The sequence below is a fragment of the Caulobacter sp. GW821-FHT12D05 genome (genome assembly GCF_058807295.1).
The window spans coordinates 201,008-216,168 of the sequence record NZ_JBXAQO010000006.1 but is presented as its reverse complement, the minus strand read 5'-3'; the positions used below and the strand labels follow the sequence as shown (position 1 = coordinate 216,168).

Here is a 15,161-nt window from a genome sequence, read left to right as displayed (position 1 = left end):
TCTTGCCATGGTCAACGTGACCGATGGTGCCGATGTTGCAGTGCGGCTTATTACGTTCGAACTTTTCCTTGGCCATCGTCTCTTACCTTCGCGCCGGCGGGTGTTGTTGGGGTGACTCATATGGGGAGCTGGAGCGGGTAGCGGGAATCGAACCCGCATCCTCAGCTTGGAAGGCTGCTGCACTACCATTGTGCTATACCCGCCTAATCACCCAGTGAGGGCTAGCGGGGTCGCGATCGGCTCCCGGTCTCTGGCTCTGGGACCCGTCCTGGGTTCAGGACGCCCTGCCCTCGGAACTCGTCGCGTGCATGGTGGGGGAAGCAGGACTCGAACCTGCGAAGGCGTACGCCAGGGGATTTACAGTCCCCCCCCTTTGCCACTCGGGACATTCCCCCAAGCACGCGACGGAGTTCCGAAGCCGGCGGCCTTTACCCGGTTCAATGCGCAACAGCAAGCCGTTGAACTTCGAACTGGAACAAAAGCTTCTTGGACCGGTGACGGACGATGCTAAGAGCAGCGCCGGCGGCCCGAGAAGCCCTTGGGGCCCCAAATCGGAGCGCGTCTTATAGTGTCCTCTCATTCCGAACGCAACGACCGGAAACGTCCTTCTGCACCCGGACGCGATTTTCGTTCCAAGCCCCGGAAAGAAAACAGCTTTTCTCGCGGCCAAGGTGACGCCAAGGACTGGATCTGGGGGACTCACGCCGTGGAAGCGGCGCTTTCGAACCCCCGCCGACCGGCTCCGAAGCGCCTTCTGGCGACCCCGGACCGGGCCAAGCGACTCGCCCCGAATCTCCAGAAGCTTTCCTGCCTGCAGGTGATGGAAGGCCAGGAGATCGCCAAGCAGCTGCCGCAGGGCGCGGTGCACCAGGGCCTGGCGCTGAAGATCGATGAGCCCGAGGCCATGAGCCTCGCCGAGATGGGGACGCCGGCGAAGGGCCTCTTGGTCATGCTGGACCAGATCACCGACCCGCAGAACATCGGCGCCATCTTCCGCTCGGCCGCCGCGTTCGGGGCCACCGGCGTCATCCTGCAGGACCGCCATGCGCCGGTTCTGTCGGGCGTGCTGGCCAAGACCGCCGTCGGCGCGGTCGACAAGGTGCCCTACGCGCGCGTGATCAATCTTTCCCGAGCGCTCGAGGAACTGGCCGAACTGGGCTGGCGCGCCATCGCCCTGGCCGGCGAAGCCGAAGAAAGTCTCGAAGCCGTACTCGACGGACAGGCGACTGTACTTGTTCTGGGTTCGGAGGGCGAAGGTGTCCGCCGCCTGGTCGCAGAGCATTGTGATGCCTTGGGAAAGATCCCGATGCCGGGTGGTTTTGAGAGCCTGAATGTCTCGGCAGCGGCCGCGATCGCACTCTACGAGGCGTCCAGAGTTCGCCTCAGGGAAGAATTGAGTTCGTGAATCCTCTTTAACCGTTTTGATTTCGTCGCAAGCTCGTGCTTTTCTCGCGAACAGTGGTCCGCGAGCGCCTGCTCGCGGAGAATTTCGACATGGGATCGGGGGACCCGATGTTTGTACGTAATGTACGCGTGGCCGCTCTGGCGACTTCGGCGGCCGGTGTGCTGCTGCTCGCCGGGTGCAGCGCTGGCGACCAGGCCAGTGCGCCGCCGCCGCGCAGCGACTACCAGCAGGCCGATGCGGGTACGCCGGACCTGATGGGCGCCGCGCCGGCGCCGGACGCCAGCCAGGCCCAGGACGGCCTGCTGGGTGGTCCGGTGGCCGCGACCGGCGACACCAGCGTGTCGTCGCAGCCCCTGCCTCCGCCGCCCGCGCGCAACTCGCATCTGAAGACCTGGCGCCGTCCGGACGGCACGCTGGTCACGGCCATGCGCCCGATCGCCAATCCGAAGGGCTCCAGCCGCTACGAGCAACAGCGCCCGGCCGCCAAGCCGCACCGCGTCTACGCGACGATCCCGACGGCGGCGAAGCCGGCGCCGGTCGCCCACCATCCGGCCGCCAAGCCGGCGATCGTGGCCAAGCCCGTCGCACCGAAGACGGTCGCTCCGGCGCCCGCGCCCGTGCAGGCCGCCAAGCCGGTGCTGCCCGCGACGCCGCTGAACAAGCCGCCCGTCGTGGCCGCCAAGCCGCCGGTCGTCCCGGCCGCTCCGGCCAAGCCGGCCACCAAGCTCGAAAAGCTGCAGGCCGCCGTCGCGCCTGAAGCCACCAACGGCGCCGTCCTGGCCGCCGGCGAGAGCCTGGGCAAGAACCAGCCCGGCCAGGTGACCCTGTCGCTGCCGGCCACGCTGGGCGACCTGATCAAGCAGGAAGCCGCCAAGCTGGGCCTGACCAAGGCCGCCAAGAAGACCAGCGCCTACGCCGAACTGTCGGGCGAAGGCTATGAAGTCACCCCGAACGGTCGCCAGACCGCCGTGGTCAAGCCGGGCGAGCCCACCACCTTCGCGTGGCAGGTCAAGCCGGGTCCGGAAGCCAAGGGTCAGCTGAAGTCGGACTTCGGCCTCGAGCTGAACGGCGCCAAGCAGCCGCAAGGCTTCGCCCTGGGCACGATCAGCAAGCGCGTCGCCGCCCTGCCGGAAAAGGTCAAGAAGGGCTTCGGCCAGCTCGACCTGGGCGCCCTGAACGGCAACATCTCGCTGCCGGGCCTGGGCTCGGTGCCGATCAAGACCGCCCTGGGCGTGGCCCTGGTGCTGTTGGCTCTGATCATCCTGGTCGGCGTCTCGCGCAGCGCCTCGGCGGCCCGCCGCAAGGCCGAGCGTCAGCGCAAGTACCGCACCCTGACCGACTACGGCCGCAACGAGATGGAGTTCGAGGATCCCAAGCCCTCATCGGCCCACGTCTCGTACGTGAACCCGTTCGTGGCCGCCGCCGGTGGCGCGGCCGTGGGCGCGGTCGCCGCCTCGGCCATGTCGCACCATGACGATCACGGCCACGGCCATGATGACCATGGTCATCACGACGCCCATGCCGCGCCGGCCGACCACGGCCACGGTCATGACGATCACGGTCACGCCGACCATGGCCACGCTGATCACGGCCATGGCCACGACCTGCACGCCCAGGCTCATCCCGAGCCGCACGCGCCGGCCGAGCACGTCTCGTACACCAACCCCTTCATGGCCAACACGTCGGGCCATGACGACCACGGCCACGGTCACGAGGCTCACGCCCCGGCGGCCGATCATGGCCACGGCCATGACGAGCACCACGCTCCGGCTGACGGGCATGGCGACCATGGCCACGACGCCCATCACGGCGACCACGGCCATGCGGCTCACGACCCGCACCATGCCCCCCATGCTGCGAAAGAACCCGAGCACGCCCACTAAGGCGAGCGCCTGAAAAGCGGACGCCCCGGATCACCGATCCGGGGCGTCTTTGCTTTTGCGCCTGACCCGGCGTTTTGCGCCTTGCATCGCTGGGCGCGTCACCGCATTGAGGACGCATGTTCGAAGCTCTGAGCGCCAATCTCGGCGGCCTGCAAGGCCCGCTGACCGCCCTGCTCCAGGTCCTGATGATCGACCTGGTCCTGGCCGGCGACAACGCCGTGGCCGTGGGCCTGGCCGCCGGCGGCCTGCCGCCCAAGGACCGCAAGAAGGTCATCCTGTACGGCCTGGGCGCCGCCGTCGTGCTGCGCATCAGCTTTGCCTTGATCACCACCTGGCTGCTGGGCGTCATCGGCCTCTTGCTGGCCGGCGGTTTCCTGCTGCTGTGGGTCTGCTGGAAGATGTGGCGCGAGATGCGCGAGCAGGCCGCTCACGCCGAGGCCATGGCCGCGATCGACGGCGATGACAGCACCGAACCGCCCGTCCGCCAGGCCAAGACCTTCAAGCAGGCCTTCATCCAGGTGCTGATCGCCGACGTCTCGATGTCGCTGGACAACGTGCTGGCCGTGGCCGGCGCGGCCCGCGAGCACCCCGGCATCCTGATCTTCGGCCTGCTGCTGTCGATCGCCCTGATGGGCCTGGCCGCCAGCGCCATCGCCAACCTGCTGCACAAGCACCGCTGGATCGGCTTCGTCGGCCTGGCCATCGTGCTGTACGTCGCCCTGCACATGATCTGGGAAGGCCACCGCAGCGTGGTCATGGACCTGCACCAGACGGGCGCCTACAACGCCGCCGCCCCGGCCCCGCTGGACATCCAGCCGGACGAAGTGGCCCAGCACAACAAGCACAAGTAGCCGGGGCGTTCAGCGCCCCGGTAGCGGCGGCAGGTCCAGTCGTCGCAGCTCGGCCATCTTGGCGTAGAGCCTGAGGATCGCGTGGTGGCGCGCCGTGTCGCCCCGCGTCTCGACCTCTTCGTGCAGACCGATCAACGCCGTGCGCAGGGCCGCGTTGACCCGGTCCAGGGCCGAGAAGGTCAGGCCCTCGGTCGACGGAAGCCCCGCGACGTCCAGTCCGTAATCGACCGCCGCCTCGTCCAGCACCGCCCGGATGGCGATGTTCTCGGCGACCCGCGCGGCCACGCCGCGCTCGGTCTCCTGGGCGGCCAGCAGCGACAGGATGGCGACGATGGCGACCTTGCCGGCCATGAACTCGCCCTGCTGCTCGGGCGGGCCGGGGTCCATCATGCACAGGAAGTTGCCGACCAGGACGTCGGGCAAGCTGGGGGTCATGACAGGTCCTCCAGACGCAGCAGCATGGCCGCCAGGATCTCGTCGTGGCGGCGGGCGGTGTACCAGCCGGAGACCGCCAGGATCGGCTCCTTGAAGCCGCCGTCGCGATATTCCTTGGCCGCCGAGGTCCAGATCGCCTGCCCCTTCACGGCCGCGAACAGCGACCACCAGGACAGCGCTTCTTCGTCTACCGGCAGACCGCTGGCCTGCGACCACACCGCCAAGGCGTCGGCGCGCGGGATCATGCCCGAGACATTGGCGGCGTCGAAATGGCCCCACAGCGGATCGATCGCCCAGGCCAGGTCCTCCAGCGGGTCGCCCAGATGGACCATCTCCCAGTCCAGGATCGCCAGGATCTTGCCCGCCCCGTCGTGCAGGAAATTGCCGGTGCGATAGTCGCCATGCACCACCCGCACCGCCGTTGCGGGCGGCGGCGGCTTGCGACGCAAGGCGCGGATGGCGGCGCGGACGATCGGCTGCGGATGCTGCTCGTCGGCCTCGATCACGTCGGACCACTGATCGAGGGCCACGCGCCAGCAGTCCTCGGGCGTCGGCGCAGGCGCGGCCTTGGCCAGGGGCAAGCTGGCTGGATCGGCGGCGGCGATGATCCCGAGGATCTGGAAGAAACTTTCGCCGATCGCCCTGGCATGGTCGCCATACGGCAGCACCGTGAACGGCGAAGCCGCCGCCCCGCCCTCGACCCGCTCCATGATGAAGAACGGCCGCTCCAGCTCCGCGCCTTCCGCATCCATGGCCACCGGGCGCGGCGCGGGCAGCTTGTCGTGGAAGCTCTCCAGGGCGAGATATTCGAGATTGCGGTCGGTCTCGATCAGGCTGCCGGTCGGGTCACGGCGCAGGATCAGCGGCCGGGTCTCGTCCCCGACCTTGGCGGCGAAACGATAGGTCTCGCGGCTGGCCCCGCCGGGGATGCGCGAGAGATCGGCGACCGTGACCGGCTGGTCCCAGGTGCGGGTGAGGTACGCCTCCAGGCGCTCGGCCAGGCTCACGGGGCCATGTCCAGGATCGAAGCGAAGCCCGACGGCGCGTGCGGGCCGATGGCCAATTGCTCGAAAACGCCCCTGCCCGTCCGCGCGCGGCCCGCGCCATCGACATAGGTCACGTCGCTCAGCGCCTGGACGTGCAGCAAGTGCGGCATCTTGCGGTCCATTTCGGCGGTGACGAAGTCCTCGCGTTCGACCTTCAGCGCGCCGTGGTTCAGGCCGTGCCCCCAGACGGGATGGTTGTAGCCCAGGCCCAGCATGAAGAACTCGGTCTTGGGTTCGACGGTCACGGAGCCGTCGGCGCCGAGATCGATCGTGGCGGCAGAGGCGTGGCGCGTGCCGCTCTTCCAGGCGATGGCGCAGGCAGACTGGGCGAAACCGCCGAAGTCGTCCTCGCGACCGCCGTCCTCCAGCCAGACCGCGCGACGGTTCCAGGCCCGGCCCAGCTCGTCATCATTGGTGTGGAAGAAGAGACTCCCGTCCTCGAAATTGCACGGCGCCCACAGCCAGAAGAACTGCGGCAAGGCCGGCGGGGCCAGCTCCTGCGGATCGCGAGCGCCCACGGGCCGAACACCCCACGAGCGGTCGCGGGTGCCGACGAAGCCGTCGACGCTGGTGCGCACGCCATCGACCTCGATCCAGCCCGCGTAGCGGCCGTTCTGGGTCAGGCGGGTGTAGTCCAGCAAGGTGCGCGGACCGTTGCGGCGGACGAAGCGCGGCTCCTCGATCGGGAAGGCGCGGCCTTCGAAGACGATCTCGGCGGCGATGCCCTGCTCGGGCGCGATGACGGTCAGCTTCAAGCGCTGCAGCGGCGTCTCGACGGCGATGCTGATCGGCCCAACGTTCAGGTCCATCCGCTCCATCTTCAGCCAACGGCTGGCGTGGAGGTTCACCTGCTTGCCATCGCGCATTACGCAGAAGGCCGCGTCGGCGATGTTGAGGTGCGGATAGACCCCGAAGGCGGCGGCGAAGAACAGGTCGCTGCCGTCGCCTGCCGGCGCGTAGCCGTTGAAGAAATAACGATCGTAGAAGTTCCGATCCGTCCCGGCATAGGCCACGGGCTCGGGCGTCTGATGGATCGGGTAATCGTCGCCCCAGGTGAGCGCCATGCCGTCCTCCCCTGTCCGATGCGGCGCTCTGCTGCGTAAGGAAGCGGCGTCGCTTTACGTCCAGGTGAACGACGTTAAGGTCGCGCTCTGCGATTGCAACGGTGACGGAACGTAAAGCGGATGAAGGCCTGGACTCCCCGGATCTGGACGGGCCTCGCGGCGGTCAGCGGCTTGCTGGCCGTGGTCTTCGGCGCCTTCGCCGCGCACGGCATGTCGCAGCCCAAGCCGGTCGAGTGGCTGCACACCGGCTCGCAGTACCAGATGGCCCACGCCCTGGCCGTGTTCGCCGCCTTCGGCCTGCACCGGGCGGGGATCAAGGGCATGGGCGCGGCGGCGGCCTTCTTCCTGGCCGGGACCGTGCTGTTCTCGGGCTCGCTGTACGCCATGGCCTTGGGCGGGCCGCGCATCCTGGGCGCGGTGACGCCGCTGGGCGGCCTGTCTCTGATGACCGGCTGGGCGGTCCTGGCCTGGCGAGCCTTCGGCTGGCCCGCCGACGATCAGGCCTGAAGCTTCTTCCCGCCCGGCAGGGCCAGGAAGAAGATCGCCAGGGCCGAGCCGACCAGGCAGGCGAACATCACCCCGGCCACCGGCCGCGGCGTGCCGTCATGCAGCAGGCCGCCAGCCCACGAGGCCAGCGCCCCCGCCCCGAACGAGGCCGAGCCCATCAGGGCCGAGATCGAGCCGGCCCGGCGCGGATCGACGCTGAGCGCGCCGGCCATGGTGTTGCCGCCCATCAGGCCATACATCGACAGGGCGCAGAACAGCAGCGGCAGCACCGTCCACTGACCGCCCCAACCGGTGAAGGCCGCCAGGCTCAGCAGGAAGGCCGCGACGATCGAGGCGATGCTGGCCTTGCTCAGCACCTGGTCCGGGAGGTTTCTGCGGAGCAGAAGCCGGTTGATCTGGCTGGCCCCGATGATGCCGACGGCATTGAAGGCGAAGATCAGGTTGAAGACCAGCGGCGAGTGGCCATAGGTCCCCATCACCAGGTCCGGCGCGCCCGAGATGTAGGTGAACAGCACCGCCCCGTTCAGCGCCCCGGCGATCGCGTAGCCCATCAGGCGGCGCATGCCGAATAGAGCGACATAGGCCCGCAGCGGGTTCTCCGACCGCGCCTGGGCCTCGGTCTCGGCCGAGCGGGACTCGCCCAGGCTGACCATGACCCACAGGGCGATCAGCGCGCCGAAGCCGACCAAGGTCCAGAACACGCCGCGCCAGCCGGCGAAGAACTGCACCACGCCGCCCAGCTGCGGGGCTAGCACGGGGGCAAGGCCCATGATCAGGGTCATCAGCGACAGGACGCGGGCGGTGTCGGCGTGGCTGAAGCGGTCGCGAACCACGGCGCGGGCGATCACCGCGCCCGCGCAGCCGCCCAGGGCCTGGACGAAACGCGCGGCGATCAGGATCTCGATGCTGGGGGCCAGCGCGCAGACCGCCGAGGCGGCGATGAACACCCCGATCCCGATCAGCATTGGCAGTCGACGGCCGAAGCGGTCAGAGGCCGGGCCGTAGATGATCTGGCCGATGGCCATGCCGGCGAAGAAGGCCGCCAAGGTCGTCTGGGTCTGCTCGGGTCCCGCGTGCAGGCTGCGTCCGATCGCCGGCAAGCTGGACAGGTACATGTCGATCGACATCGGCGCGAAGGCCGTCAGCGCGCCCAGAAGCAGGACGAGACGCCACGGAACGGCGGCGGGCGGCGAAGCTGCGTCAGTCATGGGGCCTTCTACGCCTTTTCGCCCCTACGGAAACCTCAAATGGCGCTTGCCCGGACCCGATGCGGGCTCCACGGTGATCAGCAATCACCTAGAAACGCGGGAGGACGAGCGGTCATGACGGTCAAGAATCCAGGCCTGCCCGAGCCCCAGTACGCCGACGTCAACGGCATCCGCATGGCTTACTACGAAGCCGGCCCGCGCGTGGGCGTGCCGATCGTCTTCTGCCATGGCTTTCCCGAACTGGCCTTCTCGTGGCGCCACCAGATCGCCGCCCTGGCCGCCGCCGGCCGCTGGGTGATCGCGCCCGACCAGCGGGGTTATGGCCTGACGCCCGGCCCCGAGCCCGTCGAGGCCTATGACATGGAACACCTGACCGGCGACCTCGTCGGTCTGCTGGATCACCTGGGCGTCGAGAAGGCGATCTTTGTCGGCCACGACTGGGGCGGCATCGTCGTCTGGCAGATGCCGCTGCTGCACCCGGACCGCGTGGCCGGTGTCATCGGCCTGAACACGCCCTTCACCCCGCGCCTGCCGCTGGATCCGATCGAGATGTTCCGCAACGCCTATGGCGAGGACATGTACATCGTCCACTTCCAAAAGCCCGGCGAGGCCGACGCGCGGCTGGGCGCGGATCCGGAACGGACCATCCGCTTCTTCATGCGCAAGCCCAAGGGCAGCCAGGACGAGTTCCTGGGCCGTCCCGCCGAGCGCCGCAGCCTGGCTTTGCAGGATGCGCTCACTCACTACGACCCGGCGACCGACGACAACCAGTTCCTGGAGCCCGACGAGCTGGCCTTCTTCGTCGACGCCTTCACGCGCACGGGCTTCACCGGCGGCATCAACTGGTACCGCAACTTCACCCGCAACTGGCAGAAGGCCGAAAGCCTGCCCCGCCGGATCGACGGCATCCCCTGCCTGATGATCATGGCCGAGCTGGACGTGGTGCTGCCGCCAGCCATGGCCGACCGCATGGGCGACCAGATTTCGGACCTGGAAAAGGTGCTGATCGAAGGCAGCGGCCACTGGACCCAGCAGGAAAAACCCGCCGAGGTGAATGCGGCGATCCTCGACTGGCTGGACCGGAAGTTCCCCTAAGGCGCTTCTAGTTCTTCGACGCCAGCATCAGCTCGGCGCGCCGGCGCATGGCGGCCGCCAGCTGCAGCATGGCCAGGGCCGAGACCTCGTCGCGCTCGGCGGCGCGCAGGCTGTAGACATTGGCCATGGCGAACAGCGCCTCGATCCGGTCAACGCCCTCGGCCCCGAACATCTCACCGATCTGGCGGTCAAGCTCGGCCAGCTGCGCGGGATTGAGCATCTCGAGCAGTTCGTCGTCGGAATAGTCTTCGGGCGTTCGATTCATGGTCGCAACATAACGCTTCAAGCGGCGCTCGCATCCCGCGTCTCGCGGAAATTCTGTACTCAAGCCTCCAGCAGCGGCGTGATCAGCGTGTCGAAACTCTCCGTGTCGAAGGCGCCCGCTCGGGCGTGGCGCACCAGACCTTGTCGGTCGATCACATAGGTCGTGGGCACCGCCCCGCCGATCAGGCCATAGCCCTTGCCCTTCAACCGGCGGATCAGCGGAAAGGACAAGGCGTCCGACAAGGGCTTCAGCTTGTAGGTCGGCACCGAGCTCTCGGTGGCGATGGCGAATATGTTCAGGCCCGACGGGGTGCGCCGACGCATGTAGGTGTCCATGACCAGCATCTCGGCCCGGCAGGGCATGCACCACGTCGCCCAATAGTTCAGGACCACGACCTGCCCAGCCAGCTGAGCCTGCGTGAAGTTGCGGAAGTCGAAGGTCGTCACCTCGTACGCCGGAGCCGGCGCGCCCAGCATCTCCTTGCGTTCGCGCGGCTTCTCGGCCGCCTGTGTCGCCGACGCCAGACCCGCGCCCGCGAGGCCGGCCAACATATCTCTGCGTTTGATCATGCGCTTCCCCGATCGCGCGCAAGCGTGCGATGCAAATCGGCTCAACTCAAGGGAGATGCGCGAGTTTGCGATGATCCGTTCACAGGCGGATACAAACCACGTTAGGGTTAGTCTCATGGATCGTAACGCTTCCGCCGCCGTCATGGGCTCCATCGGCCGTCGTGGTCTCTTCCGTGAGGTCGAGCCGTTCTCGTTCGGCTGGCTGCCGACCGGCGGCCAACACGAGATCTATTACGAGGAATGCGGCAATCCGCGCGGCAAGCCCTGCGTGATCCTGCACGGCGGTCCGGGCGGCGCGGTCAATCCGACCATGCGGCGGTTCTTCGACCCGACCAAGTGGCGCATGACCCTGTTCGACCAGCGCGGCTGCGGTCGCTCGCGGCCGAACGCCAGCCTGGACGACAACACCACCTGGAGCCTGATCGAGGACATCGAGCGCCTGCGCGAGCATCTGGGCGTCGAGAAGTGGACCGTGTTCGGCGGCTCGTGGGGCTCGACCCTGGCCCTGGCCTACGCCATCAAGCATCCCGAGCGCGTCTCGGGCCTCGTTTTGCGCGGCATCTTCCTGCTGACCGAGCGCGAGCTGCGCTGGTTCTACCAGGAAGGCGCTTCGATGCTGTTTCCCGACGCCTGGGAGCGGTTCCTGGCCCCGATCCCCGAGGACGAGCGCGGCGACCTGATGGCCGCCTACCACCGCCGCCTGATCGCCCAGGACCGCCGCGTGCAGCTGGAAGCCGCCGCCGCCTGGAGCCAGTGGGAAGGCGACACCATCTCCCTTCGTGGTCCTGAAGCGCGCCCTCCGAAATTCAACGAAGAAGACTTCGCGATCGCCTTCGCGCGGATCGAGTGCCACTTCTTCACGAACAAGGGCTTCTTCGACCAGGACGGCTGGATCCTGAAGAACATCGACAAGATCCGCCACATCCCCGGCTGGATCGTCCAGGGCCGCTTCGACGTGGTCACCCCGCTGGACAGCGCCTGGAAGCTGCACAAGGCCTGGCCCGAAGCCCGCTTCGACATCGTCTGGGACGCCGGCCACGCCTCGACCGAGCCCGGCGTCATCGACGGGCTGGTGCGGGCGACCGAGGCGGCGCTGGTCAGCAGCTAAGGCCGGCTTATCTCGTAGAAGCAGCCGGGTTCCCAGATCCCCCGCGCCGGAGCGTAGGCCGGCCCCTCCCCCGTCAGGCGCATGCCCAGCCGGGTGAGGATCGCCCGCGAACCGGGATTGTCCGGATGGGCCTGGGCCACGATCGTCTGGGCCGGCAGGATGTCCCACATCGCCGCCAAGCCGGCCGTCGCGGCCTCCAGCATGTAACCCTGCCCGTGGGCGTGCTCGGCGAGGTGATAGCCGATCTCGACCCGGCCGTCGGGTGCGCCGCCGCCGAAGCCACCGATCAGCACGCCATCCGAAAGGCGCTCGATGGCGTAGCCCGCATGCCAGCCTTCACGCGCGCCTTGCCGGGCTTCGGCGATGCGTTCTGCGGCGATCTCGATCGTGACCGGATCGGGCCACGAAGTCAGCCAGCGGATCACCGGCGGTGTCAGATTGGCGCTGAGGGCCTGCGCGTCCTCGGGTCGGAAACAACGGAGGCGAAGGCGCGGCGTGACGAGGACGGGCAGTAGCTCGGCCTCGCCTTCCGCCATCAGACCAGCGAACCCTTGCCGCTGGTCACTTCGGTGTAGCGGTGCACGCGCACGGACTGCACCAGGCCAAAGCCCACCATGACCGTCAGCATGACGGTGCCGCCGTACGACAGCATCGGCATCGGCACGCCCACGACCGGAGCTAGGCCCATGACCATGGCGCCGTTGATCAGCACATAGAGCGAGAAGGTCGCCGTCACCCCGGCGGCCGACAGGCGTCCGAAGTGGCTGTGGCTGATCGAGGCGATGCGCAGGGCCATGAAGATCACCGCGCCGTACAGGAACAGCACGCCGAAACAGCCGACGAAGCCGAACTCCTCGGCCAGGGTGGCGAAGATGAAGTCGGTCTGCTTCTCGGGCAGGAAGTTCAGCTGGCTCTGCGAGCCCAGGCCGAAACCCTTGCCCAGCAGGCCGCCCGAGCCCAGGGCGATCTTGGATTGCAGGATGTGATAGCCGTCGCCCGAGGGATCCTTCTCGGGGTTCATGAAGGTCAGGATGCGGTTGCGCTGATAGTCGTGCAGCCCGAACATGATGAAGGGCGGGATGGCCACGGCGGCCATGGCGCCCAGCGCGGCCATGATCCGCCAGGACAGGCCCGCCAGCATCATGATCGCGCCGCCAGTCGCGCCCAGCAGGATGGCGGTGCCCAGGTCAGGCTGCTTGGCCACCAGCAGGAACGGCACGCCGATCATCGCCGCCGGGATCAGCAGCCACCACGACATCCGCGCCCGATCGGCCGACAGGCCGTGGTAAAAGCGCGCCAGGGCCAGCACGAGGCCGATCTTCATCACCTCGGACGGCTGGAAGCGCAGCGGGCCGACCTGCAGCCAGCGCTGGGCGCCCAGCGAGATGTCGCCGACCAGGTCCACCGCGACCAGCAGCAGCACCCCGACCACATAGATCGGATAGGCCGCGTTGAACCACCATCGCAGGTCGCACATGGCCAGGGCGATCATGATGATGAAATAGACGCCGAAGCGCAGCAGGTGCCGGTCGGCCCACGGCTCCCACGAGGCGCCGGCGATCGAGAACAGCATCAGCCCGCCCGTCCCCGCGATCAGGGCCAGGACGAGGCAGAAGGTCCAGTCGACCTCCATGAACTTGATGACCGGACGATCGCGTTCGCCGGGCCGGGTCAGGCCGCCGCTCAGGGTCATCGGGGGCCTCCCTGCGGGGTGGTGGGCGGAACAGGCGCAACGTCCGGCGCCGGCGGCGCGACGCCCTCGACGGGATCCTCCGGCGCGACGCCTTCCATGATGTCTTCCGGGGCGACCTCGGGCAACGGCGCGGGACGCTCGATGCGGGCGCGGATCTCGGGATCCTTCAGCAGCGCCACGCGCATGACTTCGCGGGCGCGCGGCGCGCCGGCGGTGGCGCCGCCCATGCCGCCGTGCTCGATGATGACCGCCACAGCGTAGCGCGGGTCGTCATAGGGTGCGAAGGCCACGAACAGGTTGTGGTCCTTCAGGCGCCAGATCGTGCCCGTGCCCTTGCGGTTGGCGACGCCGTCATAGCTGCGCACCTGGGCCGTACCGGTCTTGCCGGCCATCTGCACATCGCCCAGGCCCAGCTGGCTCTGGCGATAGGCGGTGCCGCGCACGTCGTTGGCCACGGCCGCCATGCCGCCGCGCACATATTCCAGGTGCTCCTGGGTGAACGGCAGGTCGGGCACGGCCGCGCCGCTGGGCTGCTCGACGCCACCGACCGACTTGATCAGGCGCGGGTTCAGGGCCTTCTTGCCGTTGGCCAGGCGCGCGGTCATCACCGCCAGCTGCAGCGCGTTGACCGTCAGGGCCCCCTGCCCGATCCCGTAGCTGGGGGTCTCGCCCGGAAACCAGATCTGGTTGGCCGGATTCTTCTTGAACGCCCGCTTCTTCCAGGCCCGATCAGGGACGTTGCCCTTCTTCTGGCCGGGGATGCCGATGTCGAACAGCTGGCCAAAGCCCATGGCCCGCGCCGCGGTGGCGATCGCGTCGGGGCCAACCTTCAGCGAGGTCTGGTAGAAATAGACGTCGCACGAGTTCTTGATGGCGTCGTGCATGTTCTGGGGGCCGTGACCGCCCTTTTCCCAGCAGCGCCAGACCCGGCCGCCATAGTACCAGCTGCCCGGGCAATTGATCCGGATCTCCGGATCGATGCCGGCGGTCAGCGCGGCTAGGCCGACGGTCGGCTTGAAGGTCGAGCCCGGCGGGAACGTGCCGGTCAGCGACTTGTCGAGCAGCGGCTTGCGCTCGTACTCGGCCAGCGCCTTGTACTCCGCCCCCGACAAACCCTTCACGAAGCGGTTGGCGTCGAAGCTGGGCGCCGAGGCCATGCACAGCAGGTCGCCGTTGCGGATGTCCATCACGACGATCGCGCCACTCTCGTCGCCCATCACCTCGAGGGCGCGGTTCTGGATGTCAGCGTCCAGGGTCAGGCGGACTTCGGCGCCGGGCGACGGCGGGATGTCGCCGGCCGGATCCAGGCGCACGACGCGCCCCTGCGCGTCCACCTCGGTCTTGGTGGCGCCGGCGCGGCCGCGCAGCTGCTTGTCGAAGGCCTTCTCGACGCCCTGCTTGCCGATCCGGAAGCCCGGGTGGTGCAGCAGCTCCTGGTCCTGAGTCGCGTCGCCCTCGGCCGCCTTCAGGTCACGATCAGAGACCTTGGCCACATAGCCGATCACGTGGGCGAAAGCGCCGCCGAACGGATAGACCCGCACCTCGCCCATGTCGGCGGTGACGTTGGGCAGTTCCGGCGCGCGGATGTTGATGCGCGAGAACTCCTCCCACGAGAGGTCCTCCATCACCACGACCGGGGCCTTGCGCGGGGCGCGGGCCAGTTCCTTGAGCACGCGCGTGCGGCGGGCCTCGTCGATCGGCGCCAGCTTGGCCAGGTCGGTCAGGACGGCCTCGGCGTCCAGGCCCTTGTCCTTGTTGATCATCAGCCGGAAATTGGGCCGGTTGGACGCCAGCGACACGCCGTTGCGGTCCAGGATCAGGCCGCGCGGCGGCGGCACCAGGCGGTAGTTGAACTGGTTGCCGGCCGAAAGCTTCTGGTAGCGCTGGGCCTCGACCAGCTGCAGCTGGGCCAGGCGGCCGCCCAGGGCCAGCAGGCCCAGGCCGGTGAAGCCGCCCAGCAGGAACGCGCGCCGGTGGAAGACCCCCTGACGCTCGTTGACCTCGAAGAAGAAGATGGACGGTTCGCTCATGG

General features: G+C 68.3%; 16 protein-coding genes and 2 tRNA genes. 6 read left to right on the top strand and 12 right to left on the bottom strand.

What is annotated here, in order from left to right; genetic code table 11:
- The 3 genes from AC1RRR_RS25970 to AC1RRR_RS25960 all read right to left on the bottom strand — a co-directional run.
- On the bottom strand, nucleotides 1-76 hold a 76-nt coding region (locus tag AC1RRR_RS25970; protein WP_334349513.1), incomplete at its 3' end, for a hypothetical protein.
- A 53-nt stretch (nucleotides 77-129) separates the two neighbouring features.
- A tRNA-Gly gene (locus tag AC1RRR_RS25965) sits at nucleotides 130-203 on the bottom strand.
- 106 nt (nucleotides 204-309) lie between these two features.
- Nucleotides 310-395 (bottom strand) — tRNA-Tyr (locus AC1RRR_RS25960).
- 173 nt (nucleotides 396-568) lie between these two features.
- On the opposite strand from AC1RRR_RS25960, the gene rlmB reads away from it, so the two are divergent.
- The 3 genes from rlmB to AC1RRR_RS25945 all read left to right on the top strand — a co-directional run bounded on the left by rlmB (nucleotide 569) and on the right by AC1RRR_RS25945 (nucleotide 4,139).
- The gene (gene rlmB / locus AC1RRR_RS25955; RefSeq protein ID WP_492817567.1) at nucleotides 569-1,405 is read left to right on the top strand and encodes a 23S rRNA (guanosine(2251)-2'-O)-methyltransferase RlmB; all 837 of its coding nucleotides are present in this window, start codon (nucleotides 569-571) and stop codon (nucleotides 1,403-1,405) included.
- Nucleotides 1,406-1,512: 107 nt separating this feature from the next.
- The gene (stpX, locus tag AC1RRR_RS25950) at nucleotides 1,513-3,288 is read left to right on the top strand and encodes a stalk-specific protein StpX (protein WP_492817565.1); all 1,776 of its coding nucleotides are present in this window, start codon (nucleotides 1,513-1,515) and stop codon (nucleotides 3,286-3,288) included.
- Between the two features lie 116 nt (nucleotides 3,289-3,404).
- Complete coding sequence (locus AC1RRR_RS25945; protein WP_492817563.1) at nucleotides 3,405-4,139, top strand: TerC family protein; 735 nt, start codon at nucleotides 3,405-3,407, stop codon at nucleotides 4,137-4,139.
- Between the two features lie 9 nt (nucleotides 4,140-4,148).
- On the opposite strand, the gene AC1RRR_RS25940 is transcribed toward AC1RRR_RS25945, so the two are convergent.
- Genes AC1RRR_RS25940 through AC1RRR_RS25930 form a run of 3 tightly spaced genes read right to left on the bottom strand, consistent with a single transcriptional unit; the run spans nucleotide 4,149 to nucleotide 6,684 of the window.
- Entirely contained in the window at nucleotides 4,149-4,574 is a 426-nt protein-coding gene (locus tag AC1RRR_RS25940; protein WP_492817561.1) for a hypothetical protein, read from the bottom strand.
- A complete protein-coding gene (locus AC1RRR_RS25935; RefSeq protein ID WP_492817559.1) occupies nucleotides 4,571-5,581 on the bottom strand; it encodes a phosphotransferase family protein in 1,011 nt (336 codons plus the stop codon). The genes AC1RRR_RS25940 and AC1RRR_RS25935 overlap by 4 nt, the downstream gene beginning before the upstream one ends.
- Nucleotides 5,578-6,684, bottom strand: coding sequence for an Rv3169 family protein (locus tag AC1RRR_RS25930; protein WP_492817557.1), 1,107 nt, complete (start codon nucleotides 6,682-6,684; stop codon nucleotides 5,578-5,580). The genes AC1RRR_RS25935 and AC1RRR_RS25930 overlap by 4 nt, the downstream gene beginning before the upstream one ends.
- Nucleotides 6,685-6,804: 120 nt before the next feature.
- On the opposite strand from AC1RRR_RS25930, the gene AC1RRR_RS25925 reads away from it, so the two are divergent.
- Nucleotides 6,805-7,191 (top strand): DUF423 domain-containing protein, encoded by a 387-nt coding sequence (locus AC1RRR_RS25925; RefSeq protein ID WP_492817555.1) that lies wholly within the window; start codon nucleotides 6,805-6,807, stop codon nucleotides 7,189-7,191.
- Here the strand turns inward: AC1RRR_RS25925 and AC1RRR_RS25920 are convergent.
- Nucleotides 7,182-8,399 carry a multidrug effflux MFS transporter gene (locus AC1RRR_RS25920; RefSeq protein ID WP_492817553.1) on the bottom strand — a complete coding sequence of 406 codons (1,218 nt, stop codon included), beginning with the start codon at nucleotides 8,397-8,399 and terminating at the stop codon, nucleotides 7,182-7,184. The genes AC1RRR_RS25925 and AC1RRR_RS25920 overlap by 10 nt on opposite strands.
- Nucleotides 8,400-8,513: 114 nt before the next feature.
- Here AC1RRR_RS25920 and AC1RRR_RS25915 point away from each other — a divergent pair, with 114 nt between their 5' ends.
- Nucleotides 8,514-9,494, top strand: a complete 981-nt coding sequence (locus AC1RRR_RS25915; protein ID WP_492817551.1) for an alpha/beta fold hydrolase — start codon at nucleotides 8,514-8,516, stop codon at nucleotides 9,492-9,494.
- Between the two features lie 7 nt (nucleotides 9,495-9,501).
- Here the strand turns inward: AC1RRR_RS25915 and AC1RRR_RS25910 are convergent, their stop codons facing one another.
- Entirely contained in the window at nucleotides 9,502-9,759 is a 258-nt protein-coding gene (locus AC1RRR_RS25910; protein ID WP_492817549.1) for a low temperature requirement protein A, read from the bottom strand.
- A 59-nt stretch (nucleotides 9,760-9,818) separates the two neighbouring features.
- The gene (locus tag AC1RRR_RS25905) at nucleotides 9,819-10,328 is read right to left on the bottom strand and encodes a TlpA family protein disulfide reductase (RefSeq protein ID WP_492817547.1); all 510 of its coding nucleotides are present in this window, start codon (nucleotides 10,326-10,328) and stop codon (nucleotides 9,819-9,821) included.
- A gap of 115 nt (nucleotides 10,329-10,443) precedes the next feature.
- Here AC1RRR_RS25905 and pip point away from each other — a divergent pair, with 115 nt between their 5' ends.
- Nucleotides 10,444-11,436 carry a prolyl aminopeptidase gene (gene pip / locus AC1RRR_RS25900; RefSeq protein WP_492817545.1) on the top strand — a complete coding sequence of 331 codons (993 nt, stop codon included), beginning with the start codon at nucleotides 10,444-10,446 and terminating at the stop codon, nucleotides 11,434-11,436.
- On the opposite strand, the gene AC1RRR_RS25895 is transcribed toward pip, so the two are convergent.
- From AC1RRR_RS25895 to mrdA, 3 genes are read right to left on the bottom strand one after another with little or no spacing between them, the layout of a single operon-like run.
- Entirely contained in the window at nucleotides 11,433-11,972 is a 540-nt protein-coding gene (locus AC1RRR_RS25895; protein WP_492817543.1) for a GNAT family N-acetyltransferase, read from the bottom strand. The genes pip and AC1RRR_RS25895 overlap by 4 nt on opposite strands.
- Complete coding sequence (gene rodA, locus AC1RRR_RS25890) at nucleotides 11,972-13,129, bottom strand: rod shape-determining protein RodA (protein ID WP_492817541.1); 1,158 nt, start codon at nucleotides 13,127-13,129, stop codon at nucleotides 11,972-11,974. Before rodA ends, AC1RRR_RS25895 begins: the two co-directional genes overlap by 1 nt.
- Nucleotides 13,126-15,159, bottom strand: coding sequence for a penicillin-binding protein 2 (mrdA, locus tag AC1RRR_RS25885; RefSeq protein ID WP_492817539.1), 2,034 nt, complete (start codon nucleotides 15,157-15,159; stop codon nucleotides 13,126-13,128). Before mrdA ends, rodA begins: the two co-directional genes overlap by 4 nt.
- Nucleotides 15,160-15,161: the final 2 nt, after the last annotated feature.